The 25,050-nt window shown below is 43.9% G+C and carries 25 protein-coding genes and 1 riboswitch; of the genes, 9 read left to right on the forward strand and 16 right to left on the reverse strand.

Annotation, left to right across the window (positions count from 1 at the left end):
- Positions 1 to 8: 8 nt before the first annotated feature.
- Complete coding sequence (locus tag RKD52_RS13445) at positions 9 to 779, reverse strand: Cof-type HAD-IIB family hydrolase (protein WP_454100090.1); 771 nt, start codon at positions 777 to 779, stop codon at positions 9 to 11.
- Positions 780 to 1,211: 432 nt separating this feature from the next.
- On the opposite strand from RKD52_RS13445, the gene RKD52_RS13450 reads away from it, so the two are divergent.
- The 3 genes from RKD52_RS13450 (at position 1,212) to RKD52_RS13460 (ending at position 3,453) form a co-directional block, all read left to right on the forward strand.
- Entirely contained in the window at positions 1,212 to 1,421 is a 210-nt protein-coding gene (locus tag RKD52_RS13450; RefSeq protein WP_454100091.1) for a DNA-dependent RNA polymerase subunit epsilon, read from the forward strand.
- A 4-nt stretch (positions 1,422 to 1,425) separates the two neighbouring features.
- On the forward strand, positions 1,426 to 3,093 hold the full coding sequence (gene rnjA / locus RKD52_RS13455) for a ribonuclease J1 (protein ID WP_454100092.1): 1,668 nt from the start codon (positions 1,426 to 1,428) through the stop codon (positions 3,091 to 3,093).
- A gap of 222 nt (positions 3,094 to 3,315) precedes the next feature.
- Positions 3,316 to 3,453: a hypothetical protein gene (locus tag RKD52_RS13460; protein WP_158001607.1), complete on the forward strand. Its 138-nt coding sequence runs from the start codon at positions 3,316 to 3,318 to the stop codon at positions 3,451 to 3,453.
- 67 nt (positions 3,454 to 3,520) lie between these two features.
- Here the strand turns inward: RKD52_RS13460 and ade are convergent, their stop codons facing one another.
- The 6 genes from ade to RKD52_RS13490 all read right to left on the reverse strand — a co-directional run bounded on the left by ade (position 3,521) and on the right by RKD52_RS13490 (position 8,755).
- Complete coding sequence (ade, locus tag RKD52_RS13465; protein WP_454100093.1) at positions 3,521 to 5,245, reverse strand: adenine deaminase; 1,725 nt, start codon at positions 5,243 to 5,245, stop codon at positions 3,521 to 3,523.
- A 65-nt stretch (positions 5,246 to 5,310) separates the two neighbouring features.
- Positions 5,311 to 5,412, reverse strand: a riboswitch (purine riboswitch).
- Between the two features lie 213 nt (positions 5,413 to 5,625).
- Entirely contained in the window at positions 5,626 to 5,709 is an 84-nt protein-coding gene (locus RKD52_RS13470; protein WP_369733079.1) for a putative holin-like toxin, read from the reverse strand.
- Between the two features lie 167 nt (positions 5,710 to 5,876).
- The gene (locus RKD52_RS13475; protein ID WP_369732889.1) at positions 5,877 to 6,539 is read right to left on the reverse strand and encodes a potassium channel family protein; all 663 of its coding nucleotides are present in this window, start codon (positions 6,537 to 6,539) and stop codon (positions 5,877 to 5,879) included.
- A gap of 116 nt (positions 6,540 to 6,655) precedes the next feature.
- The gene (locus tag RKD52_RS13480) at positions 6,656 to 7,510 is read right to left on the reverse strand and encodes a gamma-glutamylcyclotransferase (protein WP_454100094.1); all 855 of its coding nucleotides are present in this window, start codon (positions 7,508 to 7,510) and stop codon (positions 6,656 to 6,658) included.
- A gap of 107 nt (positions 7,511 to 7,617) precedes the next feature.
- Entirely contained in the window at positions 7,618 to 8,073 is a 456-nt protein-coding gene (locus RKD52_RS13485) for a DUF6884 domain-containing protein (protein ID WP_454101224.1), read from the reverse strand.
- A 169-nt stretch (positions 8,074 to 8,242) separates the two neighbouring features.
- Positions 8,243 to 8,755, reverse strand: a complete 513-nt coding sequence (locus RKD52_RS13490) for an acyl-CoA thioesterase (protein ID WP_029285225.1) — start codon at positions 8,753 to 8,755, stop codon at positions 8,243 to 8,245.
- Positions 8,756 to 8,908: 153 nt separating this feature from the next.
- Between RKD52_RS13490 and mreBH the strand changes: the two genes are divergently transcribed.
- Together mreBH and RKD52_RS13500 are read left to right on the forward strand one after the other, a co-directional pair.
- The gene (gene mreBH, locus RKD52_RS13495; RefSeq protein WP_029285227.1) at positions 8,909 to 9,916 is read left to right on the forward strand and encodes a rod-share determining protein MreBH; all 1,008 of its coding nucleotides are present in this window, start codon (positions 8,909 to 8,911) and stop codon (positions 9,914 to 9,916) included.
- A gap of 264 nt (positions 9,917 to 10,180) precedes the next feature.
- Positions 10,181 to 11,035, forward strand: coding sequence for a VanW family protein (locus RKD52_RS13500; protein ID WP_051827076.1), 855 nt, complete (start codon positions 10,181 to 10,183; stop codon positions 11,033 to 11,035).
- Between the two features lie 42 nt (positions 11,036 to 11,077).
- Here the strand turns inward: RKD52_RS13500 and abc-f are convergent, their stop codons facing one another.
- The 3 genes from abc-f to RKD52_RS13515 form a co-directional block, all read right to left on the reverse strand.
- Positions 11,078 to 12,838, reverse strand: a complete 1,761-nt coding sequence (gene abc-f, locus RKD52_RS13505; RefSeq protein ID WP_454100095.1) for a ribosomal protection-like ABC-F family protein — start codon at positions 12,836 to 12,838, stop codon at positions 11,078 to 11,080.
- A gap of 281 nt (positions 12,839 to 13,119) precedes the next feature.
- Entirely contained in the window at positions 13,120 to 13,995 is an 876-nt protein-coding gene (locus RKD52_RS13510) for an aminoglycoside phosphotransferase family protein (protein ID WP_454100096.1), read from the reverse strand.
- Positions 13,992 to 15,158, reverse strand: coding sequence for an acyl-CoA dehydrogenase family protein (locus tag RKD52_RS13515; protein ID WP_454100097.1), 1,167 nt, complete (start codon positions 15,156 to 15,158; stop codon positions 13,992 to 13,994). Before RKD52_RS13515 ends, RKD52_RS13510 begins: the two co-directional genes overlap by 4 nt.
- Positions 15,159 to 15,318: 160 nt before the next feature.
- On the opposite strand from RKD52_RS13515, the gene RKD52_RS13520 reads away from it, so the two are divergent.
- Entirely contained in the window at positions 15,319 to 16,548 is a 1,230-nt protein-coding gene (locus RKD52_RS13520) for an aminopeptidase (protein ID WP_454100098.1), read from the forward strand.
- A gap of 119 nt (positions 16,549 to 16,667) precedes the next feature.
- A complete protein-coding gene (locus RKD52_RS13525; RefSeq protein WP_454100099.1) occupies positions 16,668 to 17,582 on the forward strand; it encodes a CobW family GTP-binding protein in 915 nt (304 codons plus the stop codon).
- 92 nt (positions 17,583 to 17,674) lie between these two features.
- Here RKD52_RS13525 and RKD52_RS13530 read toward each other — a convergent pair whose 3' ends face one another.
- The gene (locus RKD52_RS13530; RefSeq protein ID WP_029565527.1) at positions 17,675 to 18,517 is read right to left on the reverse strand and encodes an ABC transporter permease; all 843 of its coding nucleotides are present in this window, start codon (positions 18,515 to 18,517) and stop codon (positions 17,675 to 17,677) included.
- A complete protein-coding gene (locus RKD52_RS13535; protein ID WP_454101225.1) occupies positions 18,510 to 19,715 on the reverse strand; it encodes a quaternary amine ABC transporter ATP-binding protein in 1,206 nt (401 codons plus the stop codon). The genes RKD52_RS13530 and RKD52_RS13535 overlap by 8 nt, the downstream gene beginning before the upstream one ends.
- A gap of 218 nt (positions 19,716 to 19,933) precedes the next feature.
- Here RKD52_RS13535 and RKD52_RS13540 point away from each other — a divergent pair, with 218 nt between their 5' ends.
- The gene (locus tag RKD52_RS13540) at positions 19,934 to 20,803 is read left to right on the forward strand and encodes a glycine betaine ABC transporter substrate-binding protein (RefSeq protein ID WP_454100100.1); all 870 of its coding nucleotides are present in this window, start codon (positions 19,934 to 19,936) and stop codon (positions 20,801 to 20,803) included.
- Positions 20,804 to 20,885: 82 nt separating this feature from the next.
- Here the strand turns inward: RKD52_RS13540 and RKD52_RS13545 are convergent, their stop codons facing one another.
- A complete protein-coding gene (locus tag RKD52_RS13545) occupies positions 20,886 to 22,505 on the reverse strand; it encodes an ABC-F family ATP-binding cassette domain-containing protein (RefSeq protein WP_029565524.1) in 1,620 nt (539 codons plus the stop codon).
- Between the two features lie 162 nt (positions 22,506 to 22,667).
- Here RKD52_RS13545 and RKD52_RS13550 point away from each other — a divergent pair, with 162 nt between their 5' ends.
- Positions 22,668 to 22,928, forward strand: a complete 261-nt coding sequence (locus tag RKD52_RS13550) for a hypothetical protein (RefSeq protein WP_369732878.1) — start codon at positions 22,668 to 22,670, stop codon at positions 22,926 to 22,928.
- A gap of 26 nt (positions 22,929 to 22,954) precedes the next feature.
- On the opposite strand, the gene RKD52_RS13555 is transcribed toward RKD52_RS13550, so the two are convergent.
- The 3 genes from RKD52_RS13555 to lepB all read right to left on the reverse strand — a co-directional run bounded on the left by RKD52_RS13555 (position 22,955) and on the right by lepB (position 24,906).
- Positions 22,955 to 23,317 (reverse strand): DUF1499 domain-containing protein, encoded by a 363-nt coding sequence (locus RKD52_RS13555; RefSeq protein ID WP_454100101.1) that lies wholly within the window; start codon positions 23,315 to 23,317, stop codon positions 22,955 to 22,957.
- Between the two features lie 56 nt (positions 23,318 to 23,373).
- Entirely contained in the window at positions 23,374 to 24,297 is a 924-nt protein-coding gene (locus tag RKD52_RS13560) for a DUF4349 domain-containing protein (protein ID WP_454100102.1), read from the reverse strand.
- A 69-nt stretch (positions 24,298 to 24,366) separates the two neighbouring features.
- Positions 24,367 to 24,906 carry a signal peptidase I gene (lepB, locus tag RKD52_RS13565; protein ID WP_454100103.1) on the reverse strand — a complete coding sequence of 180 codons (540 nt, stop codon included), beginning with the start codon at positions 24,904 to 24,906 and terminating at the stop codon, positions 24,367 to 24,369.
- Between the last annotated feature and the right edge of the window lie 144 nt (positions 24,907 to 25,050).

Here is a 25,050-nt window from a genome sequence, read left to right on the forward strand (position 1 = left end):
GTTTTTTCTTATAGAAGACCGGTTTTCTTCAAGCCGTTCAAAATGCCGTCTTCATCTACATTCGTTGTGATTTCATCTGCAATTTCCTTTAATTCGGCAACGGCATTCCCCATAGCCACACCAGTTCCGGCAAATTTAATCATTTCAAGGTCATTCAGCCCGTCACCAAACGCATATACATTTTCCTTGCTGATATCGAGGCGTTCGATAAGCTTTTTTATCCCCTCTGCCTTTGATCCGCCAAATGGAAGAATATCTGTCGCAAGTTCATGCCAGCGGATGATGTGAAAATCCTCGTATTTTTTATACGCCTCTTCTTCGCCTTCTTTGCAGAACAGCAGTGTCTGATAAATCTCATGATTCCGGTAGAACTCGGGATCAAGTTCAGGGTGCATGAATTTCAGGCTTCCCATGCTTTCATGTATGTACGGATGATCTGTTTCTGTAGACATCATTGTTTCATTGCTCATAAAGACAAGCGGATGATCCGAAGTTTTTGCGTACTCATATAATTCTTCCAGACGTTCTGTATGAAGCGGGTTCTTATAAATCACATCACCTTCGAAAACAACATATTGCCCGTTGAAGCTGACAAAGGAATCGATTCCAAGCTCGCGGCGGAGGTCTTCAAACATGAACGGAGCTCTCCCTGTTGCAATTGCAACATGGTGTCCCGCTTTTTTCAAATCATCTATCGCTTTTCTAGTTGAATCAGGAATTTCCTTATCATGATTAAGCAATGTTCCGTCTATATCAAAAAAGATTACGTTTCCGGTCATAATATAGGTCTCCTTACTTGTTCGTAGTTTTGACAGCTTTTACATGACTCATCATAGCGGAAAATAAATGGAGCCACAACCAAAACACCTGTATTTTTTCCCGCAGCTGCATCTGCCATAAATATCCATGTTATCTTTTCCGATATTCACATATACTAAGTCTGGCAGATTCGAACGGTAAACATTCCGAAAATTGGACAAGATGGGAGTGTGGAAAATCATGATGAAAAAACTCAGACGCAGATTGCGGTCTCAATGGAATAGCATTCTTGGCAGAAAATCAATAGCGTAATGAAACCTTTCTGCCCGCAGAAAGGTTTTTTCTTTCCTCCAAAAACGCCCCGGGACCGGGTGAGGGTTGGCTTAGAGGCCATTATCGAATATAATAGAACAAGTTAGTCTAACATACGGCAGTTAAGGAGAGATTTGGCAATGCTATACAAAGTTTATTTTCAGGAAAAACTCGGAGAGGTTCCTGTTCGCGAAAAAACAAAAACCCTTTATATTGAAGCGAGAACAGAAGGCGATGCACGCAATAAACTGAAGGAACGCAATCACAACATTGAATTTATTCAATCTGTTGAAGGTGCTTACTTAGAATACGAAAAACAAAACGAAAACTTTAAAGTATTGGAGATTTGATTTTATGAAATTTGTTAAAAATGACCAGGTAGCGGTTTTCGCTCTTGGTGGACTTGGAGAAATCGGGAAAAACACGTACGGTGTCCAGTTCCAGGATGAGATCATCATGATTGATGCCGGCATTAAGTTTCCTGAAGAGGAACTGCTTGGAATTGATTATGTTATACCCGATTATACGTACTTAGTAAAAAACGAGGATAAAATTAAGGGACTTTTCATCACGCACGGCCACGAAGATCATATTGGAGGAATTCCCTACCTTTTAAAGCAAGTGAACATTCCGATCTACGGAGGAAAGCTTGCCCTCGGACTTATCCGCAACAAATTAGAAGAGCACGGTTTGCTTCGCCAGGCTAAACTCATCGAAATTAAAGAAGATGACATCATTAAGTTCAGAAAAACGTCTGTTACTTTCTTCCGTACAACTCACAGCATTCCGGATTCTTATGGAATCGTTGTCAAAACACCGCCGGGAAATATCGTCCATACAGGTGACTTCAAATTTGATTTCACACCTGTCGGCGAACCTGCCAACTTGACGAAAATGGCTGAGATCGGCAAAGAAGGCGTACTGTGCCTGTTATCAGACAGCACAAACAGCGAAATTCCCCATTTCACTATGTCAGAGCGCCGCGTTGGCGAAAGCATCCAGGAAATTTTCCGGAAAGTCGATGGACGCGTCATTTTCGCTACCTTTGCATCTAACATTCACAGGCTTCAGCAAGTAGTAGAAGCTGCGGTTCAGCATGGCAGAAAAGTTGCTGTTTTTGGCCGGAGTATGGAATCTGCCATTACAATCGGCCAGGACCTTGGCTACATTCAGTGTCCGAAAGATACATTCGTTGAGCCTCATGAAATTAACCGCCTTCCTGCAAACAGAGTCACCATTCTCTGCACAGGAAGCCAGGGTGAACCAATGGCTGCTCTGTCCCGTATAGCGAACGGAACACACCGCCAGATTCAGATTATTCCAGGCGATACTGTTGTTTTTTCATCTTCACCGATTCCGGGCAACACAATCAGCGTAAGCCGGACCATTAACCAGCTCTATCGTGCAGGAGCAGAAGTCATTCACGGTTCATTGAGTGACGTTCATACTTCAGGCCATGGCGGCCAGGAAGAACAAAAGCTGATGCTGCGCCTTATGAAACCTGAATACTTTATGCCGATTCACGGTGAATACCGCATGCAGATTATGCACTCCAAGCTCGCAAAGGATTGCGGAGTAGCTGCAGAAAACTGCTTTATCATGGACAACGGCGAAGTGCTTGCATTAAGCGACCGCGAAGTGTCCGTAGCAGGCAAAATCCCTTCAGGCTCTGTTTACATTGACGGAAGCGGAATTGGCGATATCGGGAACATCGTTCTCAGAGACCGCCGTATTCTTTCTGAAGAAGGCCTTGTGATTGTAGTAGTGAGCATTAATATGAAAGAATTTAAAATTTCAGCCGGTCCAGACATCATCTCTCGCGGATTTGTCTATATGAGAGAATCAGGCGACCTGATCAATGACGCCCAGGTTCTGATTACAAAACACTTGAATAAAGTGATGGAACGTCGTACAAGCCAGTGGTCTGAAATCAAAAATGAAATAACAGACACACTTGCACCGTTCCTGTATGAAAAAACAAAACGCCGCCCGATGATCCTGCCGATCATCATGGAGGTTTAATCTAAATGACTGCTAATCCGGAATTCTTTCCGGACGCACCATCTTATATTCTTTGACGAAGACTGCCCGTCTAGCGGCAGTCTTTTTCATTCTCCGAAGTTATTTTGCTTTTACCGGCACATTCTCCTCCTTAAACCATCTTGAAGCTGAGTGTTATTTAAGGTATAATGAACTGACCGTTCAGTCAAGTACTTTTAGATTCAGAAAGGTAGTGCCTAAGCGATGAAAAAGCCATCCTCTCTTGAAAAATTTGTACAGCGTTTAAAAGAAAAAGGTGTCAAGGCGGACGTGATCAGCCCTGCCACTAAAAAGGCGGTCACTCTTTTGCAGATCGACAGAAAGACTCAGTTTGAAAATTAGAGCAGCATTGCATTCTTACATAAATTAAAAAACCGGTCTCAGAAATTTCTGAGACCGGTTTTTTCTGTTAAATATGTCTGAATTGAGTAACATCAAATATCCCTTCACACGTTATTTTCAGCTCGGGAATAACCGGAAGGCCTAGAAACGACAATGTCAGAAATGGATTAAAGCTGTCCGGAAGTCCGGTTTCAGCAAGGGCATCATGAATTTTTTGCAGGCCATCAAGAACTTTTTCATAAGGCTGATCTGACAGTAGACCCGATACAGGAAGAGGCAGCTGTGCGAGGATTTCCCCGTCAGCCGCAACAGCAAGTCCTCCCCCCATTTCCTTGATTGCTGCTGCAGCGAGTATCAGATCCTCATCACTCATTCCGGCTGCAATGAGGTTGTGGGAGTCATGTGCAATCGTCGCTGCAATGGCGCCGCGCTTCATGGGGAACCCTTTCAGAACTCCTTTGCCGATCAGCCCGGTTCCTTTATGGCGTTCAGCCATGATCAGCTTTGCGTGCCCAAGGTCTGCCGATGGCACAAAAAATCCGTTTACAGTATGAACGATCTCCTCGGCCCTTCGTGTAACAAGCTGATTCGGCACTGCTTCGATCATGGTCATCAGCTGATTTTCGTCTGCACGTACAGCAAGCATGGAGGAATCGATTTCAGGAAGAACGACAGAACCCAGCAGCATGCCGGGAACCTTTCTCCGGTCTGCAGCTTTTTTCACCGTTTTTCCATGGATTGCGGCAAGCACCCCTCGCTTGTACACAGAATCAACTTTAAAACTGCTTAAATCATCTACCAGCACAAAATCTGCATCATATCCCGGCGCTACTGCCCCTTTGCTTTTAAGACCGTAGCATTCTGCAGCATTCAAAGTCGCCATCTGAATGGCTGTCACAGGATTCAGTCCATGTTTGGCTGCAAGTCTGATATGATGGTCTACACTTCCCTCTTTTACAAGATCATCAAGGTGTTTATCATCTGTGCAGAATAAAAATCTCCGTGCATTTTTCTCATTGACCGCCCCAATAACACGGTGGAAGTCTTTTGCCGCAGAACCTTGCCTGATCTGTACATACATTCCCCGCTGCACCCGTTCAATTGCCTCTTGGGCAGTCGTCACTTCGTGATCCGTACTTATTCCGGCCGATCTGTAAACATTGGCCATATCCACAGGAAGCCCTGCCATATGGCCATCAAGCAAGCTGGAATGCTTCTGCGCCATTTTAAGTTTATCCATCATACTGTCCGACGTATTTTTCACAGCCACATAATCCATCACTTCCGCTAGCCCAATAACACGTTCATGCTGAAAAAAAGGTTCAAGGTCCTCCGCTTCAAGTTTTGCTCCAGAATGCTCAAAACTTGTCGCCGGTACACAAGATGGCAGCATGATAAAAACATCAAGCAGTATGTCCTCTGAACTGTCAAGAATGTACTGTATGCCGGCCGCACCCGAGACATTGGCGATCTCATGAGGATCTGCTATCACGGCAGTTACTCCGTGCGGAAGCACAGCTTCAGCAAATTCGTGAGGAGGAACCATGGAGGATTCAATGTGGACATGAGCGTCAATCAGGCCGGGACAGATGAATTTGTCTGATGCATCGATTTCATCATGCCCCTCATAGTCCCCGATGCCGACTATTTTCCCCGCTGAAACGGCAACATCGCCATGGATGATGTCCAAATTAAACACATCCACGATACGGGCATTTTTAAAAACAAGGTCTGCTTTTTCTTTTTTTGATGCAGCCCAGATCTTGTATTTCAATTGTTCTTTTTCAGTCATAAAAAAACCCCTCGCTTTTATAGGATTGCGAAGAGGATGCAAAAGAAAGACGCATGTGTTTGCGCCTGTTCTAATATAATCCCCGCAGTCAAACTTTTTACGGCAGTTCGGTAGAAACTTTTGGACCTTATTTCCAAAATTATACGAGAAAAGATGTTTAATTAGTTTCATATACTAAGACACATCAGCCTTGCAGTCAATCTTTTTTTCTGCTTATAAAAAACGCCTCCTGAGGAAGTCTATAAAAGGAAGGCAATAGATAAAGCCGCAGGTGCCTGACAGCCTGCGGCCTGCATACAAGGGTCCCGAATCTGGGGCCGGCCTGAAAGAAACAGTCAAAGAACATTCCAGACCTCGCCTGCAGCCGAACAGCCGGGGGTCTATTTTTTTTGGTCAAATGACAGGATGGCAATGATAAGCGTGGCGAAAGAGATAGCTAACGTCAAGCTTTCAAAGACTGTCATCCGGGCATCACCCCCTTCCTTTGCTTCAAAAGAAAAGAGACAGGGGCTCAGCCGACCGCCCAGCTGGAATCCAGCATGTATACATTATCAAGTATGCCACTTTTCCAAAAACACAAACGGACAGACAAGGCAGGAACTAAGAAAAAAAAGACACGAAATGTGTCTTTTTAAGCTTCCAGAACCCGCTTTTCAAACCGGTCTATATCTGTATCTGCACCGATGACGATCAGAATATCGCCCTTTTGGATAATTTCATCTGCCTGGGGAGAAACAAAAATTTCTTTATCTCTTTTAATGGCAACAATGTTAATGCCGTATTTGGCACGAATATCAAGATCAATCAGCGTGTTTCCATCGAGCTTGCTGTTTGCCACAATCTCAACGATGCTGTGTTCATCAGAAAGCTCAAGATAATCAAGCACATTGTTTGAAATAAGATTATGGGCAATCCGTCTTCCCATATCCCTCTCTGGATGGACAATCTGATCGGCGCCTATTTTGGAAAGCACCTTTTCGTGATAATCATTCTGGGCTTTGACTGTAATAAACTTCACTCCAAGCTCTTTAAGCATCAGCGTTGTAAGAATGCTCGACTGAATGTTATCCCCAATCGCAACAATGACATGATCAAAGTTACGGATTCCAAGACTTTTTAATACAGCTTCATCTGTTGTATCTCCTACTACGGCATGTGAAGCTATATTAGCATATTCGTTTACTTTATCTTCATCAAGGTCAATCGCCATTACTTCCATGCCCTCTTCGCTGAGCTCGCGGCAAATGCTCCCGCCAAAACGGCCAAGGCCGATAACTGCAAAATCTTTTTTCATATGTATTTCCTCCAGCTATCATTCTTTAAACAAATGTTACCATTACTTTAAACCCAATGAACTAAAATGGCAAGCATCTGCCGCTTAATCAAGATGTCTTTTCCAAAAGTGGAATACTACATTTCAGGCAGCTCATCCATATAGCGTTTCATTCGCTTCACATACTCCGGACTCAATCTGCCTTCAGCACCTTTTAAAATCTCTGACGAATAATGACCAGGTGGCCGAAACTCTTCTTTCTTGTCGATGACTGTAAAAGTCAGACACTGCTCGTATACCCGGCCATTCACCTCCACTTTTACAAATGCAGGCCGGTACATTCCTGTTCCTACCCCTTCTCTCACATAAAGATACTCGACAGCTTCTTTTGGAACTCTGTACAGAATTCCTTCTGCTCCCCCGCGTTCCTCAACAAGATCTGCACGTCCGCCGTCATGTACGGAAATCGTGAATTTCACCGTATATCGCTCAATTTTCCCCGCCCCTATTACTTCAGCAAAGTGATGATCGACTCCTGCAAGTTTGAACCGTTCTGTATCCATGCACGATCCGTAAGCAAAATACAGCGTTTCTTCCGGTAATTCGGAAGCAAACATGTATTCTTTCCAGTCGCCGCTTTGAATCTGTTTCATTCGGGTTGTTTTGCTTGTGTTCATGATGTAGCTTAAAGCCCGGAATTCTCCGGTATCCGTCATAACAGTGATTTCTTTAAGTTCGAATAAGTTATCTTGATGGTTTTCAGCGAAGTACCCCTCTAATTCATGGATCTTTTCAAGGTTCTCTTCGTCCAGTTCAAACAGCTCACCATAAACGGCTCCGGATTCAGCTGTCATCGCAGGATATCCTTCCCCTGTGTCATAAAGTCTTCCTGACGTACGCGCCTGTTCAGCCAGGCACAAGGCGCCTTTCATATATGTAAAATTGCTTTCTCCATGGCGGAGTGTTCCATAAATAAACAAGTGAACGTTCATGATGCTTTCTTGCTCCTTTCATGCTTGTCTTTCTGCAAGACCAGCGGATGATTTACCCAAGTATACCATTTCCTCATTTGTCGGTATATTCAGACAGAACCGGCAATTCAGCAGTGAATCCTTCTTTTTTCTGCAATGGCCTTTTTCAGTTTTTGCTGCATATAGCCGATTCCCCTGCACCCGCTTAAAGGAAAAACAGCTTCACCTTCAAACACCGCAGCTGCTATAGGTCTGAATTTTTTTCCGCCAAGGACTATTAGCCGCTCATACTGCAACAGATTTTTATCTGCTGCCTGTTTCTTCAAGTCTTCCAGTTTTATAATCTCGTCTGATTTCATGCTGAAAGAAAGGTTATACGAACCGGGCACGGGGTCTTCCGGCAGCAGGAAACCGTGTTTAGCCGAAAGAATCACCCATTGATCACTATAGAAAAGATCTGCATACTGTCTGCAAAGCAAATGAAACGTTCCAGTATAGGCGTATTTTGCTTCCACTTCACCAATATGCGGCTCCTTATCCCATATTTTCCTGTTCCCGCACGGTATAATACAAAGCTCTTTCATCCCAATATCCATCCTCCTGGAAGTTTGTTCTTGTTCATTTCAGCGGTGCATGCATGCTAAACTTTAAGTAAAGAAACAAACAATATATAAAGCCAGTATACTTAAAATCTATCTCAGGGAACATGTATGCTGATTTCCTGAAAAACCGCGTGGTCCTGCAGCTTTCGCTTCAGCACCACGGATAGTCCGTTCCAAATGCAGCTGCCATGCCAGCAGCTTCTTCTTTGCGTTTTTTTCTGATTGCTGCCCTCTTCAGAGCGGAGTCATGCAGCATTTTCTCTGTTTCTGATTCAGGCACCACCTGCGGAACAGGAGTAGGCTTGTTATGTTTGTCTACGGCAACCATTGTTAAAAACGACATGGCACAAAGGTTTCTGTTGCCGTTCAGGAGATCTTCGGAAATGACTTTCACAAATACTTCCATTGACGTTCTTCCTGTATACGTCACAAATGCTTCAAGACAGACTGAATTCCCTTCATAAATAGGATGAAGAAAATCAACAGAATCTGTGGATGCCGTGACGACCGGCGTCCTTGCATGTCTGATTGCTGCAATTGCTGCAACATCGTCAATATACGACATGAGCCTTCCACCGAATAACGTACCATAGTTATTTGTATCTGACGGAAGGACAATGCTCGTTTTCACAACAAAAGAGTGTCGGCAGAACTTTATTTCCACTTACATTCACTTCCTTTTTCGGTCCTTTACTTTGTATGCCCATAAAAACCGAAAAAATTCATGAGGAAATAGTTGATCCTGCCCCCATAAATCGACACTCTTTGCAGAATACTTATGAAAGACTCGAAATCTATGAGGATTGGGTGAAGATAAATGTTTTCTACTTCTGAAATTGGAATTGATTTAGGCACAGCAAACATTCTTGTCTACAGCAAGGATAAAGGAATTGCTCTTAATGAACCGTCCGTAGTGGCGATTGATACTGTTACAAAAAATGTACTCGCCGTCGGCACGGAAGCAAAAAGCATGATCGGCAAAACGCCTGGTAAAATAGTGGCTGTACGGCCTCTTAAAGACGGTGTCATTGCTGATTATGATGTGACCACCGAAATGCTTAAGCAGATCATGAAAAAAGCGTCGAAGAAACTTGGATTTTCAATCAGAAAACCAACCGTTGTCGTGTGCACGCCTTCTGGCGCTACAAGCGTTGAGCGCCGCGCCATCCACGATGCTGTTAAGAATTCAGGTGCAAAAATTGTTCATTTAATTGAAGAGCCGGTTGCTGCTGCAATTGGCGCTGATCTGCCAGTTGATGAACCGATCGCAAATGTGATTGTTGATATCGGCGGCGGCACGACTGAAGTTGCCATTATTTCATTCGGCGGTGTTGTATCGTGCCACTCTATCAGAATTGGCGGGGATCAGCTTGATGAAGATATTATCGGCTACGTCCGCAAAAATTACAACCTGCTGATCGGCGAACGCACAGCAGAGAACATCAAAATGGAAATCGGCTATGCCCTGGTCAAACATGAAGAGCTTCATATGGATGTCAGAGGCCGTGATCTTGTGACAGGACTTCCAAAAACGATTACACTGTCATCTGCAGAAATGCAAAACGCTATGAGAGAATCACTGCTTCACATTCTTGAAGCGATACGCGCTACTCTTGAAGACTGCCCGCCTGAGCTGAGCGGTGATATCGTAGACCGCGGTGTGATTCTGACAGGAGGAGGGGCTTTAATGAAAGGCATGCAGGAGTGGCTGAGCGAAGAGATTGTCGTTCCTGTTCACCTTGCACCAAACCCTCTGGAATCTGTGGCGATTGGAACAGGAAGATCTCTGCAGGTTATTCATAAGCTTCAGAAAGTCTCTAAATAACCGGAAATGGACCGCTCCCTGAGCGGTTCTTTTTCTCGTCAATATAAGAACATGCGTTCCTATTTTTTCATTTTATCAGCTTTTGCTACCAAATTCAACCTTAGCAAAATATTCTTTTTTTCTCCAAATTTTTGAAACTTTATCTCTTTCCTTTTCGTCTTATCTAATGTATGATTCACAATAAATGATAGATAACTGGGGGAGAACACCATTAAACGCTTTTTAATTGCTGTATGTATTGTTGCAGGTTTAAGCGGATGCGGATTGGGAGAAAAAGAGGTGCTGCTGACAGCTAAAAATGCCGTCAGCGCCAAAGCGGTCTCAGCAAAAGCTGCTGAAATCAGCCGGGAGTTTGCCTTAATCGACCCAAGGGACGGCAAAGCGGTCAAAACCATTGAAGCCGCTCCTCTGTCAGATAAAGCAGCTCACGCAGAAAATATGGAAAAGCTTGTGAAAGAGCTTGCCGGACAGTATGACAGGCCAATGACACCTTCAAAGATAAGAAACGGCAAGCTGGAACCTGGTCAAAGCAGAGTAATTCTGGATGAAAAAGCATTGCTCCAGCAGCTGATGTCGCTGCCTGCTTTTGACAGGGATATTATCCTTCCGATCACAGAAACATCACCAAACGTTACGGCAGAATCATTGACCGGAGCTTCTCAAAAAGTGATTGGAACCTACAGAACGACATTTAATGCTTCAGTAAAGGGCAGGAGCATGAATATCGCTTTGTCTGCAAATGCGATTGACCAGATTGTACTTGGTCCTGGAGACAGATTTTATTTCAATCAGACAGTTGGCGAACGGACTCCGGCACGCGGTTACCAAAAAGCAATGGAGATCGTCAACAAGGAATTTGTAGAAGGCATAGGCGGCGGAATTTGCCAGACTTCAAGCACCCTGTACAACGCAGTGGCACAGGCAGGACTTGAAATCATTGAGCTTCACCACCATTCCAAAGAAGTCGGCTATGTGCCGATCAATAAGGATGCTACCGTTTCATGGAACGGATATGATTTTAAGTTTATGAACAGCAAAGACTATCCTGTTATTATTAAAACAATGACAGATCTAACAAACGGCAGCCTTCAAGTTCAGATCATAGAAGCAGTAAAATAAAATAGGGCGCTGCATGGAAAAAAGCTGAGACGGAATCCCGTCTCAGCCTTTTTTGCGTTTCTCAAGAAGATTTTTCTCGCGGATAAGCCTTGCAAATTCATTGTCATATTCCTGAAATTCTGGATGATCTCTGTTTATAAGGCTGAGATTTCCTATGACTGCTGTCAGACGGTTATTCACTTTCAGCAGTTCTTCCTCATCGTCATTAGGCACGGTATTTTCATTCTTTAATGCAGAATAATACTCACCAATTCTCATCTCGGCTCTTCTAATGCTCCCGTACTCAAAAACCAGCAGTTTATCGCACAGTTTTTCAACAAGATATCTGTCGTGGGAGATGATGATGAGGGTGCCTTCAAACTGACTGAGCGTCTCCTCCAGCTGCTCCCTGCTTGGCAGATCGAGATGGTTCGTCGGTTCATCCAGAATCAGACAATCGTATTCGTTTAAGATGAGCCCGGCTAGTTTCACTCTGGTTCTCTCGCCAAGACTCAAGCAGCCAATCTTCTGCTCTATTTTGTCTTCTTTAAGCCCCATATTGGCAAGCAGTGTCCTTGCTTTAAGCAACTTATCCCTGTCGGCTGCCTGCATGGCTTCGAGAACACTTTCATCTGCATTTAAGTCACCCACATCCTGGCTCAGACAAGCGATTTTCAGTGTAGGGCTCCTCCATAATTCTCCGCCGGACAATCCTTCAATTCCCTGAAGCATCCTTATAAGAGTCGTCTTTCCTGCACCGTTTCTGCCGATGACTCCTATTCTTTCTCCATGTTTCATGTAAAAATGGCTGCTGCCGATCAGAGTGCGTCCTGCAAATGATTTCTGAAGACCTTTTGCTTCAAAAATCCGTTTTCCCCTCTTCCCTGCAGCATCAAATTCAAACTGTACAGCCGTATCCTCAAGAGGCTTTTCAATTTTATTTTTTTCAAGCTCTGCTTCGAGCCTTTTCATTTTAGACCGAACTTGCACATCCATCTTTTTTGCTTTTGCCCGGTGATACTCTTTAAAGCCCATTTGCCTGCGCTCAGACAGACTTCCCTGTTTTGTTGAATTCCGGTGTGCCTTTTCAGACCAGCTGCGCAGGTTCTCCATTTGTCCCTCAATATTCGCTTTATGCCTCTGCTGCAATTCATAATCATGCTTTTGTTCCTCAAGCTGCCGCTTTTTTTCCTGTCTGTACGCAGTATAATTTCCTTTGTATTCCTTTAGCTTTTTGTTCTCAAGTTCAAAAATGTGTGAAACAGTCCGGTCCAGAAAATGCCGGTCATGGGAGATGATCAGTACTGCTCCCCTGAATGTTTGGAGCCAGTCTGCCAGCCATTCAATGCCATGATAATCCAAATGATTGGTTGGTTCATCCAGAATCAGCAGGTCGGGATTTGATGAAATGACCTGAGCAAGAGCAAGCTTCAGCTTTTCTCCCCCGCTCAAATGCAGGAGCCGATCTTCTTCCCAGTCAGCCACCTTTTCAAGTCCAAGCCTGCCTGCTGCTTCAAGCACTGTTTGATCCCCTTCGCTGTTCAATGCGTCTTTAAAATTCTGTACGGAATAATCTACCGACTGAAGCAAATAGCCAATTTTAAGGCCTGCTTTCCTTGTCAAGCTGCCTTTGTCAGGTTCAATTGTTCCATACAGCAAATTCGCAAGTGTTGTCTTTCCCGTGCCGTTATAGCCTGCCAGTCCGGCACGATCACCTTCTCTGATGTCAAAACTGACATCCTCAAAAACCAATTTATCTCCAAAATGCTTTGTCAGTCCGTTTATTTTTACAATTACTTTTTCGTTTCGACTATTTTTAGCCATAAAAAAACCTCCCAGTTTGCCCTAGAGAGGATTTTCAACCATATGAAAGAAACCGAAAGAACCTGGCATACAGATGCACAGAAAAATCTTTTCAATTCGGAAATGGTATGAAAAATGAGCGCACTCATCCTATTCTCTAGGTCCCGTTTTTTCTTTATTCAAAAAACGTTTAGAAAATAAGATTAGTTCCACATTGTTTCAAGCACCTTTTCCTTTCCAAAAATACACTATACTTCAGTATATTCAGTATTCTGATTAGAAGTCAACAAAAAATGGCATATTCAAAGCAGTTTTTCATACAAATCAGCGAGTATCAGATTTTCATCAGCGCACGGCATATGATCTTCTTTACACCAGCAGGCGCTTAAAACGGCCCCGCAATAGCCCCACCGGATCATCTTTTTAAGGTTAAGTCCGGCTGCTTTCTCAAATAATGACAGTCTGTTTTGAAGGACAGCAAATGGATGGAGTTTGTCAAAAAGATAATTCCTGCAAAAAGCGGCAGCTTCAAACTCCTTTTCGCCAATCACGCCTTTCGGGTCAATCGCTTTCCATTCCCCTTGATGGCTGAGGATATTATTTTGATGCAGGTCTCCATGCAAAAGAGAGGGATGATGCATTTCAAAAAGCAGCTCATTTACGATCACAGATGCCTTCTTGAGGTACCTTTCGGGAATATCTTCTGCAAGGTCCAAACCTTTAAACCAGTCAGATAAATGAGGAAAGTGCAAGCTGCCCCAGTCATCAGTACGAATACTCCCCATAACAGCCGCTGCCGCAGCGACTGCTTTTTCATCTTCCATGCTGTCTGAGAGAACCGTACCCGGAACTGCCTTTTCAAGCAGCAAAAATCCTTCATCGGTATGATCCTCAAGCAGCTTGATCATTCCGGCGCCTTTTCCAAAAACAGCAAGGGCGTTTTTTTCGTTAATAAGCTCTTTATTAGCAGGCAATCCCACTTTAATAACCGCTTCCACGCCGCCATTAAGCGTAACTTCAGCAACAAAATGAAAGGTCATTGGATAGAATTTGCCAATCCTGATGCCGTATTTTTGCTCCCACCCGGCCAGCCTGGCAGGAAGTTCCCGAAGCCAGACATCTCCATTCTCACCATGAACGCCGCGGATTGTCTGCTTGAACGTTTCAGGAAACATCATGATCCTTCACTGAATGCCTGGTCGGCCAGAAGCTTATAAGTAATGTCATCTGCCGGGGGGTTATGAAGTCCGGCTCTTACATCCCGGTAATAGCGTTCAATTGGATGAGAACGGAATATACTTTGTCCGCCGACAATTCTCATTGCAAGATCAACGACTTCTACGGCCGTGTTTGTTGCAACCGTTTTGGAAGCCGCCAGTTCTGCTGAAAGTGTGTGCCGCGTATCGGGACTCTCATCCCACTTTTCTGCTGTGCCGTACAAAAGGTGCCTTGCCGTCATAAGCTTTACATCCATTTCTGCTGTCTTTCTTCTGACTTCAGGAAGCTCAGAAATCGGATGGTCCAAACTGTTTGGCTGATGTTTCTTCGCAAACTCCACGGCGAAATTTCTTGCGGCAATCGCGATTCCAAGATAACAGGCCGGAATATGAAGGAGCCAGCCCTGCGGCATCGGTTTTTTGGCAGGTTTTGAACGGTAAGAAGCAAGCGCCTGATTTTCGAGCACAACATCGTCCAGAATGAGATCATCGCTCCTGGTCCCTCTCATGCCAAGCGTATCCCACGTCTCCATGATGGAAAGTCCTTTTGAATCCTTCGGAATAATAAATTCTCCCACTTCACCAGATTCTTCTATTGTTGCTGTAATTAAAAAATAATCAAGGGCAGGGGCAAGCGATGTAAAGATCTTCTTCCCGTTGATGACCCACTTATCCCCCCTGCGGACAGCCGTTGTTTCCGGTTTCCCCCCTCTTGCAGGACTTCCGCTGTTCGGCTCGGAAGCAGCGCTGTTGATGATTTTGTCGAACTGTATGATTTCTCGCGAAATCTGCGCGTACAATTCTTCCGGCCATCTATTGGTTTCTCTTATATTCATTAAAATGCCGAGATGCCAGCCAAGCGAAAGCGCTGTCGGTCCGTCTCCCTGCGCCAGGGTTTCCTGGACCATGACAAAGTCATAAAGAGACAGTCCTGATCCGCCGTATGCATCCGGTATAGACAATGTCAAAAAACCGGCTTTTTTCAAGTCATCAAAGTTTTCAAATGGAAAGAGCGCATGGCGGTCATAATATTCCGCACGCTCAGAAAAGGTTTCAGCAAGCTTCTCCGCCTTTGCGGCAAGCTGTTTTTGTTTATCGGTCTTGATAAAAGATGAATTCAGCATACACTCACCCGCTTTCTGACTATATTTTATCTCTTTCATACATCGTTGAAAAGAATTCCGGTCTGAGCAGCTCCAGAAAATAGAATACTCAGTCTTTTTTATTTCCTAAAACCGGCAGTTCTGATAAAATAGAACCAATCTTATATAAGGAGCTAAACAAATGACTTCTTTTCAAACAAACTTAGAAAAATATGCTGAGCTAGCCGTTAAAGTCGGCGTAAATATTCAAAAAGGACAAACGCTTGTCATCAATGCTTCTCTTGATGCAGCGGAATTCGTCCGTCTTGTTGTCAGAAAAGCATATGAGACTGGCGCAAAACACGTTCAGGTTGAATGGGCGGACGATGAAGTAACACGCGCACGCTTCGAGCTTGCTCCGATGGAAGCGTTCAGTGAATTTCCTGAGTGGCGCGCAAAAGGGCTTGAAGCACTGGCTGAAGGCGGAGCTGCTTTCATGTCCATCGTTTCATCATCACCGGATTTGCTGAAAGGCATTGATTCAAAACGCATCGCAGCCAATTCAAAAGCTGCAGGAACGGCGCTTTCAACCTACAGAAATTACATACAGGCAGACAAAGTCAGCTGGTCTGTCATTGCTGTTCCTTCTGAAAAGTGGGCGGCAAAAGTGTTCCCTGATGCAGAAGACCAGGCTGTAGATCTGCTGTGGGATGCTATTTTTAAAGCAACACGCACTGACCTTGAAGATCCTGTTTCGGCATGGAAAGAACATGACCGGTCACTGAACAGCAAAGTCGAGTATTTAAACGGCAAGAAATATAAAAAGCTTCACTACCGTGCAAAAGGAACCGATTTAACGATAGAGCTTCCCGAAAAACATTTGTGGATCGGCGCAGGCAGCACAAATGAACAAGGTCATGACTTTATGGCCAATATGCCGACAGAGGAAGTCTTTACTGTACCTGCAAAAGAAGGCGTAAACGGCACAGTAGCCAGCACAAAGCCGTTAAGCTATGGCGGGAATCTGATCGACAACTTCTCCATCACGTTTGAAAACGGGAGAATCACAGATGTGAAAGCAGAAGAGGGCGAAGAGATTTTGAAGGAGCTTGTCGCTACTGATGAGGGATCTCACTACCTTGGCGAAGTTGCTCTCGTACCTCATGACTCCCCGATCTCCATGTCAAATGTTCTTTTCTATAATACGCTGTTTGATGAAAACGCGTCGAACCATCTGGCAATCGGCAATGCGTATGCATTCTGCATTGAAGGCGGAAAGAAAATGTCCCGAGAAGAGCTTGAGAAAAACGGCGTCAACTCAAGCATCACTCATGTTGACTTTATGATTGGCTCTGAAGAGATGGATATTGACGGCATTCTTGAAGACGGCACAAGCGAACCGATTTTCAGAAAAGGAACATGGGCTATTTAATTTAAGCGACTTTACCCAAACCTGCATGACATTCGTGCAGGTTTTTCTATTGGAATTGACGCTGGATACAGCCTTCATGTACCATAGAAAAATAGCTTATAGAACGGAGCGTACATGATATGAAATCTGTTGAAGTCTACATTCTGTCCGGATTTTTAGGGGCAGGGAAAACCACTCTATTAAAAAATATTCTAAAACAGGAACAAGAAAACGGAAGAAAAATTGCCGTCGTGATGAACGAGCTCGGTAAAATATCCATAGATTCGGATGCTGTTTCTGATGATATTCCGCTGAAAGAACTGCTCAACGGGTGTGTCTGCTGCACGATGCAGGGACAGCTCGAAGCACAGCTTCAAGGCATGCTTTCGCAGTATGAGCTTGATGCCATCTATATTGAAACAACAGGTGCAGCACATCCTATTGAAGTCCTTGACGCCTGTTTGTCTCCTGTTTTTGCAGACAAACTTGCTATTGGAGCCATTGTCACCCTTGTTGACGGCCCACGCTATCACGACCGTACCGGCCTTAGCATTCAGCTTCAGAAACTGCTTCAGGAGCAGATTCATCATGCAGATGTTGTGCTTCTTAATAAAATCGATTCCTTATCAGATTCTGAGCAGGCGTCCCTTGTAATGGATATTCAGAACATAGCTCCTGCATCCAAGGTACTGCTTACCCAGTTTGCATCCATCCGCCTGAGTGATTTTCAGCAGGTGTCACGCATGAAGAGACGTGAGCACGAGCAGACACATGTCGAGCACCATCTTCATTTAAAAACGTATGTACATACCTTTACAGGTCCAATTGATTTTGACTCATTTGAGAACTTCCTGCGAACGATGCCTGATACGATCTACCGGGTAAAAGGCTATGTTGCTTTTACCCGCTCGGCGGAAACGTATCTTTTTCAGTATTCCTACGGGATGCCGATTTATATGAAAGAACCTGTTAAAATGAAAAAAACCCTTGTCTTTATTGGAGAAAACCTGGATCATGACTGGCTGAAGCAAGAGCTTACCAGTCTGCAGCACTGAAAAACCTTCCTGCACACCTGCTGCAGGAAGGTTTTTTAACGTCTATACTGAGCTGTACAGTCTTCAGTATTTCATACTTGTGCAAAGTCTCTTTATACCTCTTTTTTACGAGTGCCCAAATGCTGTGTGATACGGTCCAGAATAATGGCAAGGATAACGATTGATATTCCTGCTTCGAATCCTCTTCCTACTTCAATACGTGTGACCGCCCGGTAAACGTCGACTCCAAGTCCCGGTGCACCGACCAGAGAAGCGATGACCACCATGGACAGCGCAAGCATAATGCTCTGGTTGACACCTGCCATAATGGTTTTTGTGGCAAGCGGCAGTTCTACCTTCATCAATTTCTGAGCTGTAGTCGATCCGAAAGCGTTCGCCGCTTCAACGAGGTCCTCCGGAACCTGTCTGATTCCAAGGTTAGTAAGCCTGATGGTAGGCGGCATGGCAAAAATGACAGAAGCAATAATGCCAGGCACAACGCCGATTCCAAAAAAGAGAATGGCTGGAATTAAGTAAACAAAAGCGGGCATAGTCTGCATCAGGTCCAGTATTGGCGTTAAAATCTTTGAAAAGGTATCGTTTTGTGAAGCAATGATACCAAGAGGCACTCCAATAATAACGGAAATGATTACAGAAGTAAGGACCAGTGAGAGTGTGTCTATCATTTGCTCCCAGTATCCAAGATTCAGAATAAACAGGAGCCCTGCCAGTGACAGTAAAGGAAGGGACCAGCTTCTGCTGACAAACCAGGCTATTGCTGCGACAATCACTATCAGCAGCAGTGCAGGTATCGCCATCAGCCCGTAAACAATGAAATCTGTAAATCCTTCAATACCATTTGAAAGCCATCCGAAGAAACCTTCAAAGCTTTCATTTAAATAGGTAACAAATCCATCGACCCATTTTCCAACAGGTATTTTGGGGATATTATTCATGCGGCTGCACCTCCTTTGATTCTGTTCCCGCCAGTGCCTGAATGACTTTCTCGCGTTTTATAACACCTTTGATTCTTCTGTTTTCATCTACTACCGGCAGAGGGTACTTGCTCGCAGCCATCTTTTCATAAAGATCCTCAAGCACTGTGTCAAGCTCCACATAAGGCATTTCTCTTTTCACATATGTTTCAGTCGGCACGTTTTCTTTAATCGCTTTTACCGCATCGTCAGCTGTGATCAGGCCGATCAGTGTCTGCTTTTTATCTACGGCATACACACTCGAATAGCCTGCATCACGCATAAGCGTCAATGCTACACGAGGTCCTCTGTCGATCTGGATGGTTTCCGCCCGGTTCATGATGGATCCTGCCGTTATGACCTTGGACAGATTCACATCTTCTACGAACCGCTCAACATATTCATCAGCCGGATGAGTCATAATTTCCTCAGGAGTCCCTATCTGGACGATTGATCCGTCCTTCATCAGAGCAATCCTGTCCCCAATGCGAAGTGCTTCATCAAGATCATGGGTAATAAAGATAATTGTTTTCTCCATTTTTTCCTGAAGCTCAAGCAGTTCATCCTGCATATCTTTCCGAATCAGCGGATCAAGTGCGCTGAAGGCTTCATCCATTAAAAGAACATCCGGTGCGTTTGCCAGTGCACGGGCAAGGCCCACCCGCTGCTGCATGCCCCCGCTCAGTTCACCCGGATAGCTGTCTGCGTACCCTTTTAATCCTACGAGCTCAAGAGATTCTCTGGCCCGCTGATAACGCTCTTTTTTCTTCCAGCCCTGAATTTCAAGACCATACTCAACGTTTTCAACGACCGTTCGGTGGGGAAATAAAGCAAATCGCTGAAAAACCATGCTCATTTTCTTTCTCCGAATTTCTCTGAGAGCATCTCCCTTCAGCTTCATAATGTCCTCATCATCTATAAAAATATGGCCGGATGTAGGATCAATAAGCTTATTCAGCAGCCTGACCAACGTTGATTTCCCGCTGCCTGACAGACCCATAATGACGAAGATCTCTCCCGAATAGACCTCAAAGCTCGCCCGGTTAACACCGACGGTCATTCCGGTTTCTTTCAGAATATCCTCCTTTGAGCTCCCTTTTTTAAGCATAGCAACTGCTTTTTGCGGGTTCTTTCCGAATACTTTTGTGACTTCATCAACTTTCAACTTTACCGTTTTCATCATACACCTCTCGCTAGCGACTTCTTTGTATCAGTTTTCACATCATAAAAATGAAATATGTAAGTTTTCCGTTCTAATTGGCAGAATAAAGAAGGACGGATGTTTGGGACCTAATAGATAGTACCCGATCCTAAGAAAAACAAAACAATTTTATGTTTCCAGAAAAGTTTTTAAGGGAATATAAGGTGATATACATATATCCTTTGGAGGTTCAATACGTGAAAAAATATTTTTATGCCCTATCTTCAATTATTCTTTTATCAGCATTACTTGCATCCTGTGCCCCGGCAAATTCAGACAAGAAGATAAAAATTGGCATGGTGAACTGGATTGATAACATTTCTACTGCTTACTTGTGGAAAATCATCCTGGAAGAGAAAGGCTATGATACAGAAATTATCGAACTTGAAAAAATTGCTCTATGGACCGGTATATCCAGAGGGGATATTGATGTCACCGGACAAGTATGGCTCCCTCTGACAGACAAGCCCCTGTACGATAAGTTTAAAGAAGATGTGGAAATCGGGGAACCTTGGTTTGAAGGTACAAAAATGGGGATTGCTGTACCGGCATACGTAAAAGATATTAACAGCATCGAAGATCTGAATTCAAAAAAAGGGCAGCTAAACGGGGAAATCATCGGAATCGACCCGGGATCAAGCTTGATGCAGCTGACATCGAAAGCCAAAAAAGAGTACGGGCTTGAACTTGAACTTGTCGAGTCTTCGGAAGCTGCCATGCTGACTGAATTTAAAAAAGCGTATGAAAAGAAACAGCCAATTGCAGTCACTCTCTGGAATCCTCATTGGGTTTTTGCAGATTATGAAATAAAGTATCTGAAGGATTCTAAAAACGTATTTGGTGCGCCTGATAAAATACATTCTATGTCACGAACAGGATTCGAAAAGGATCATCCTGAAATCGGCAAATGGATGTCTGAATGGGAAATGAATGATGAACAGCTGAATTCCCTCATTAAAGAAGTACAGGAAGAATCACTGACTCAGGAACCTGATGCCTATGAAAAAGGGGCAAGAAAGTGGATTGAGAAAAACAGGGAACTTGTCGACAGCTGGACCGACGAATAACACACCTCGAGAATACTTCAAGCTCAAAAAAGAGCAGAACAAAAGACCGCCGAATGAATCGGCGGTCTTTTATTTGTTTAAATTAAGCGTACAACCCCTGTACTTGCTTTTGAACATCTTCATTTTCAAGGTACTCATCATACGTCATTTGCTTGTCGACAACGCCGTTTGGAGTTACCTCAATGATGCGGTTGGCAATCGTCTGTACAAACTGATGGTCATGTGACGTAAAGATCATAGCGCCTTTGAAAGCAATAAGACCGTTGTTCAGTGCTGTAATCGACTCAAGGTCCAAGTGGTTCGTCGGTTCGTCAAGAAGCAGGATATTTGAGCTGCTGAGCATCATTTTTGAAAGCATGCAGCGTACTTTTTCTCCTCCGGACAGAACGCTTGCTTTTTTAAGCACTTCTTCACCTGAGAACAGCATTCTGCCAAGGAAACCGCGAAGGAAGCTCTCGCTTTGGTCATTCGGCGAATACTGGCGGAGCCAGTCAACAAGGTTCATGTCGACACCTTCAAAGAACTCGCTGTTGTCTTTCGGGAAATAGGCCTGGGAAGTTGTAATTCCCCATTTGAACGTTCCGCTGTCAGGCTCCATTTCACCCATCAGAATTTTGAAGAGCGTTGTAATCGCAATTTCGTCGCGGCCGACTAACGCAATTTTGTCCTCTTTGTTCATGATAAAGCTGACATTATCAAGCACTTTCACGCCGTCAATCGTTTTAGAAATGCCGTCTACGCGGAGAACATCATTCCCGATTTCGCGCTCAGGTGAAAATCCGACATACGGATAGCGTCTTGAAGAAGGCCTGATGTCATCAAGCGATATTTTATCAAGCAGTTTCTTTCTTGAAGTGGCCTGCTTGGATTTTGATGCATTCGCACTGAAGCGTGCAATGAACGCCTGAAGCTCTTTGATTTTTTCTTCTTTTTTCTTGTTCGCATCCGAAGCCATTCGGGATGCAAGCTGGCTTGATTCGTACCAGAAGTCGTAGTTTCCGACATAAAGCTGGATTTTACCGTAGTCAAGGTCAGCGATATGAGTACATACTTTGTTCAGGAAATGACGGTCATGGGACACAACGATGACGGTATTCTCAAAGTTGATCAGGAATTCTTCAAGCCATTGGATCGCCTTGATGTCAAGGTGGTTGGTAGGCTCATCCAGAAGAAGAACATCCGGTTTGCCGAACAGAGCCTGTGCAAGAAGAACCTTCACTTTGTCTCCGCCCGTAAGATCTGCCATTTTCTTCGCATGAAGATCTTCAGTGATGCCAAGTCCTTTTAAAAGAATGGCAGCCTCACTTTCTGCTTCCCATCCGTTAAGCTCTGCAAATTCACCTTCAAGCTCAGCCGCACGCATGCCGTCTTCATCTGAGAAATCAGCTTTCATATAGATTGCATCCTTCTCCTGCATGACTTCATACAGACGTGCATGGCCCATAATAACGACCTGCATCACTTCAATTTCCTCGTACTCGAAGTGGTTCTGTTTCAGGACAGCAAGACGCTCTCCAGGTCCCATGCTTACATTGCCGGACTGTGCTTCAATTTCTCCAGAGAGAATTTTAATAAATGTTGATTTGCCTGCACCGTTTGCCCCGATTAATCCGTAGCAGTTTCCCGGTGTGAATTTTATATTAACATCTTCAAAAAGTTTGCGGTCACCATAGCGCAATCCTACATTGCTTACTGTTATCATTAAAGTTAAGCCTCCATCTATACAATATCTACAAAATTATAACACGAACCGGAAGAAAAAAATATGCATACAGGAACTGATTTCAATGTTCACAGTCCTGACATGTTGAATCTCCGGTTTTTATGGTAGGATTATGTTCAGTACATCACGGAGGTATCTGCTATGAAATTACTGACTTTAATGGAATATTCTCTGTATATCTTCTTTACGGGGCTCTTTCTCGCTTATACAGGATTTAAAACAAGCAACATGACCTTTTTCATTGGTCTTGTGATTATTTATCTGCTAGTGCATTACTTCAGCAAAAAGATTCTAACCCGGCTTGGAAAAATAGATGAAAGAGTTTCGTTTCCAAAAACAATCCTTGGGATAATTGGTTCTGTCTTTATCACCATGCTGATCTTAACCCTCATCTATACGTAAAAAAAATCAGACACCTGTCTGATTTTTTACGTTCCGGATTCTTTTTTAAATCTCTCCTCAATCTCCTCCATGCGCCTGCGGTTAACACCGAAGTCATAATAGCCGGTTCGGGAAGCCGATCTAAAATGAATTTTTTTTGCCTTGTCATTCATTTCAAATTCCACATCGTCTTTAAATTTCATTTTATCCGACGTAAATACCGCATGAAGACGGGTACCGCTCTGCTCGGCAATTTCAGCGCCCTTCATGGAATAAAGAACATTGCGCAGGTGATTCATTGCTTCAGATGCACTGCATGAATACGTGATGGGATTCATGCTCCGTCCGCCTTTTTCATTTGTCGTTGACACACAATTTTTTGTAAGCTTTGAACATGCTTTAATTGTCATTATTCATCCCGCCTTTTCCTTCTTTTTCCCAATCTGAGAAAAAAGAAAACACAGAATCAGTCACCCATATCAGCCGGAGGTGCCGGATCGTTCCTGTTCATACGTTTTTTTACAGCAAGCCATATGGCAAAGCCGGCAAGGAAGATCACCGCAAGTACAGGCAAATTTCCAGCTGTAAAGACGATGATGGCTGAACCTGCTGACAATAGAGTATTTAAGCTTTCCATGAACTTCTGTTTTGTTTTCAGCCATGTATTCAAGTTTTCATTCTCAAGGCCGGGAACATTGATTTTATTTTCTGATAGATGTATGGAAACAGTGGCGAAAGATGTTTGATTGTTTAAGTAATTGATTCTGCCTGTAAGCTGTTCAATTTCTTCCTGAACAGCACTTAAATCATTTGAAATTTTTAAAAGGTCCTCCGTTTTTTGAGCTTCTTTCATAAAGCTCAGCAGCCTCTCCTCAACGGTCTTTTTAGATTTCAGCCTTGATTCTAAATCCACATATTCCTCCGTTACATCCTGTCCTGAAACTGTTTGGTTTTCAACCTTGATGCTTCCCTTTTCAACCATAGTCAGGAACGACTGAAAGGCTTCCTGAGGGACTTTTACGGTCAGCGTCCCTTCCTGCGGCTGGTCTTCTTCCCCTGAATATGTATTTGATTCCATGATATATCCGCCTAGTGAGGCAAGTGTTTTCTGTATGGATGACACAGCTTCCTGATAGCTTTTCACCCTCACGGACATGTCAGCCGTGTAGATCACTTTGCGGTCTTGCGGAATAGGTGCTGCTGTTTTGCTGTCATTTTGCATCGTCGTTTCTTCAGGAGCAGGTTTTTCGGATTTCTCCGCAAAGTCAGCATTGGACATTTCTTCTGATGAACTTCCTGAGCTGTCCATTTTTGATTCCTCTGAGCTGCTGCAGGCTGAGACGATCAGAATTAAAATAATCATGAATAAAGATACCGCGAATTTTCTCATGGATTGACACTCCCCTTTTTCTTTACACGATTAGACGAGAGTGTTTTCCATTTCGTTACATTCTTTCTATTATTTTGTTGACCTTATTTTTTCAAAAGGATAAAAAATGAATGCCGCTTTTCCCTCGATGCGGCTGATTTTAATGCTGCCGAGTCCATTTCGTGAATCCATGCTGTTCGCGCGGTTATCGCCCATGACAAACACCTTGTCTTTTGGAACTTTGACTGGCGGAAAGTCCTCCATAATGTATGTGCCAAGTTCCGCTGCCTTCTGCTCGTTCGATTTGATATACGGTTCATCTGACGGCATTCCATTTACACGCACCTTGTGGTCTCTCACTTCTATACGATCTCCCGGCAGTCCAATCACCCGCTTGACATAATGAATCCCTTTCTCTTGTCCGCTGATAATCACAATATCACCATGCCTTATGCCACCGGAGACAAACAGGGCTTTGTTTACAAACAGTCTCTCTCCGTCATGAAGCGTCGGATCCATCGAAGAGCCTTCCACCATGTAGGGTTCAAATAAGAACAATCTGATTAAAAGAGCCAGTCCTGCTGCAAAAAGAACTGCCTTTCCCCATTCAATAAAAGAATGCCGCTTCATTCGACTAATCAACCTCCTCTGCAGTCCTTCCAGACAACCTATTTGTGAAATTCCAAAAAAGCAGGCGTTTGTCATTAAGTTTGCCGAATACAAGTAAAATTCCTCTAAAGTTAAAAAATTCCTCCTCCCCCAAAATTGAAGGAC

The sequence above is a fragment of the Metabacillus sp. SLBN-84 genome (assembly GCF_053629595.1).

What these genes read in the sequence shown, in the direction of transcription:
- abc-f (WP_454100095.1), bottom strand. Translation starts at nt 12,838, where the DNA reads ATGGCTAAAAATAGTCGAAACGAAAAAGTAATTGTAAAAATAAACGGA.
- RKD52_RS13485 (WP_454101224.1), bottom strand. Translation starts at nt 8,073, where the DNA reads ATGAAAGAGCTTTGTATTATACCGTGCGGGAACAGGAAAATATGGGAT.
- RKD52_RS13515 (WP_454100097.1), bottom strand. Translation starts at nt 15,158, where the DNA reads ATGCTGAATTCATCTTTTATCAAGACCGATAAACAAAAACAGCTTGCC.
- RKD52_RS13480 (WP_454100094.1), bottom strand. Translation starts at nt 7,510, where the DNA reads ATGAACGTTCACTTGTTTATTTATGGAACACTCCGCCATGGAGAAAGC.
- RKD52_RS13525 (WP_454100099.1), top strand. Translation starts at nt 16,668, where the DNA reads ATGAAATCTGTTGAAGTCTACATTCTGTCCGGATTTTTAGGGGCAGGG.
- RKD52_RS13460 (WP_158001607.1), top strand. Translation starts at nt 3,316, where the DNA reads ATGAAAAAGCCATCCTCTCTTGAAAAATTTGTACAGCGTTTAAAAGAA.
- mreBH (WP_029285227.1), top strand. Translation starts at nt 8,909, where the DNA reads ATGTTTTCTACTTCTGAAATTGGAATTGATTTAGGCACAGCAAACATT.
- RKD52_RS13450 (WP_454100091.1), top strand. Translation starts at nt 1,212, where the DNA reads ATGCTATACAAAGTTTATTTTCAGGAAAAACTCGGAGAGGTTCCTGTT.
- RKD52_RS13470 (WP_369733079.1), bottom strand. Translation starts at nt 5,709, where the DNA reads ATGACAGTCTTTGAAAGCTTGACGTTAGCTATCTCTTTCGCCACGCTT.
- RKD52_RS13560 (WP_454100102.1), bottom strand. Translation starts at nt 24,297, where the DNA reads ATGAGAAAATTCGCGGTATCTTTATTCATGATTATTTTAATTCTGATC.
- lepB (WP_454100103.1), bottom strand. Translation starts at nt 24,906, where the DNA reads ATGAAGCGGCATTCTTTTATTGAATGGGGAAAGGCAGTTCTTTTTGCA.
- RKD52_RS13545 (WP_029565524.1), bottom strand. Translation starts at nt 22,505, where the DNA reads ATGATAACAGTAAGCAATGTAGGATTGCGCTATGGTGACCGCAAACTT.
- ade (WP_454100093.1), bottom strand. Translation starts at nt 5,245, where the DNA reads ATGACTGAAAAAGAACAATTGAAATACAAGATCTGGGCTGCATCAAAA.
- RKD52_RS13550 (WP_369732878.1), top strand. Translation starts at nt 22,668, where the DNA reads ATGAAATTACTGACTTTAATGGAATATTCTCTGTATATCTTCTTTACG.
- RKD52_RS13510 (WP_454100096.1), bottom strand. Translation starts at nt 13,995, where the DNA reads ATGATGTTTCCTGAAACGTTCAAGCAGACAATCCGCGGCGTTCATGGT.
- rnjA (WP_454100092.1), top strand. Translation starts at nt 1,426, where the DNA reads ATGAAATTTGTTAAAAATGACCAGGTAGCGGTTTTCGCTCTTGGTGGA.
- RKD52_RS13475 (WP_369732889.1), bottom strand. Translation starts at nt 6,539, where the DNA reads ATGAAAAAAGATTTTGCAGTTATCGGCCTTGGCCGTTTTGGCGGGAGC.
- RKD52_RS13520 (WP_454100098.1), top strand. Translation starts at nt 15,319, where the DNA reads ATGACTTCTTTTCAAACAAACTTAGAAAAATATGCTGAGCTAGCCGTT.
- RKD52_RS13530 (WP_029565527.1), bottom strand. Translation starts at nt 18,517, where the DNA reads ATGAATAATATCCCCAAAATACCTGTTGGAAAATGGGTCGATGGATTT.
- RKD52_RS13445 (WP_454100090.1), bottom strand. Translation starts at nt 779, where the DNA reads ATGACCGGAAACGTAATCTTTTTTGATATAGACGGAACATTGCTTAAT.
- RKD52_RS13555 (WP_454100101.1), bottom strand. Translation starts at nt 23,317, where the DNA reads ATGACAATTAAAGCATGTTCAAAGCTTACAAAAAATTGTGTGTCAACG.
- RKD52_RS13535 (WP_454101225.1), bottom strand. Translation starts at nt 19,715, where the DNA reads ATGAAAACGGTAAAGTTGAAAGTTGATGAAGTCACAAAAGTATTCGGA.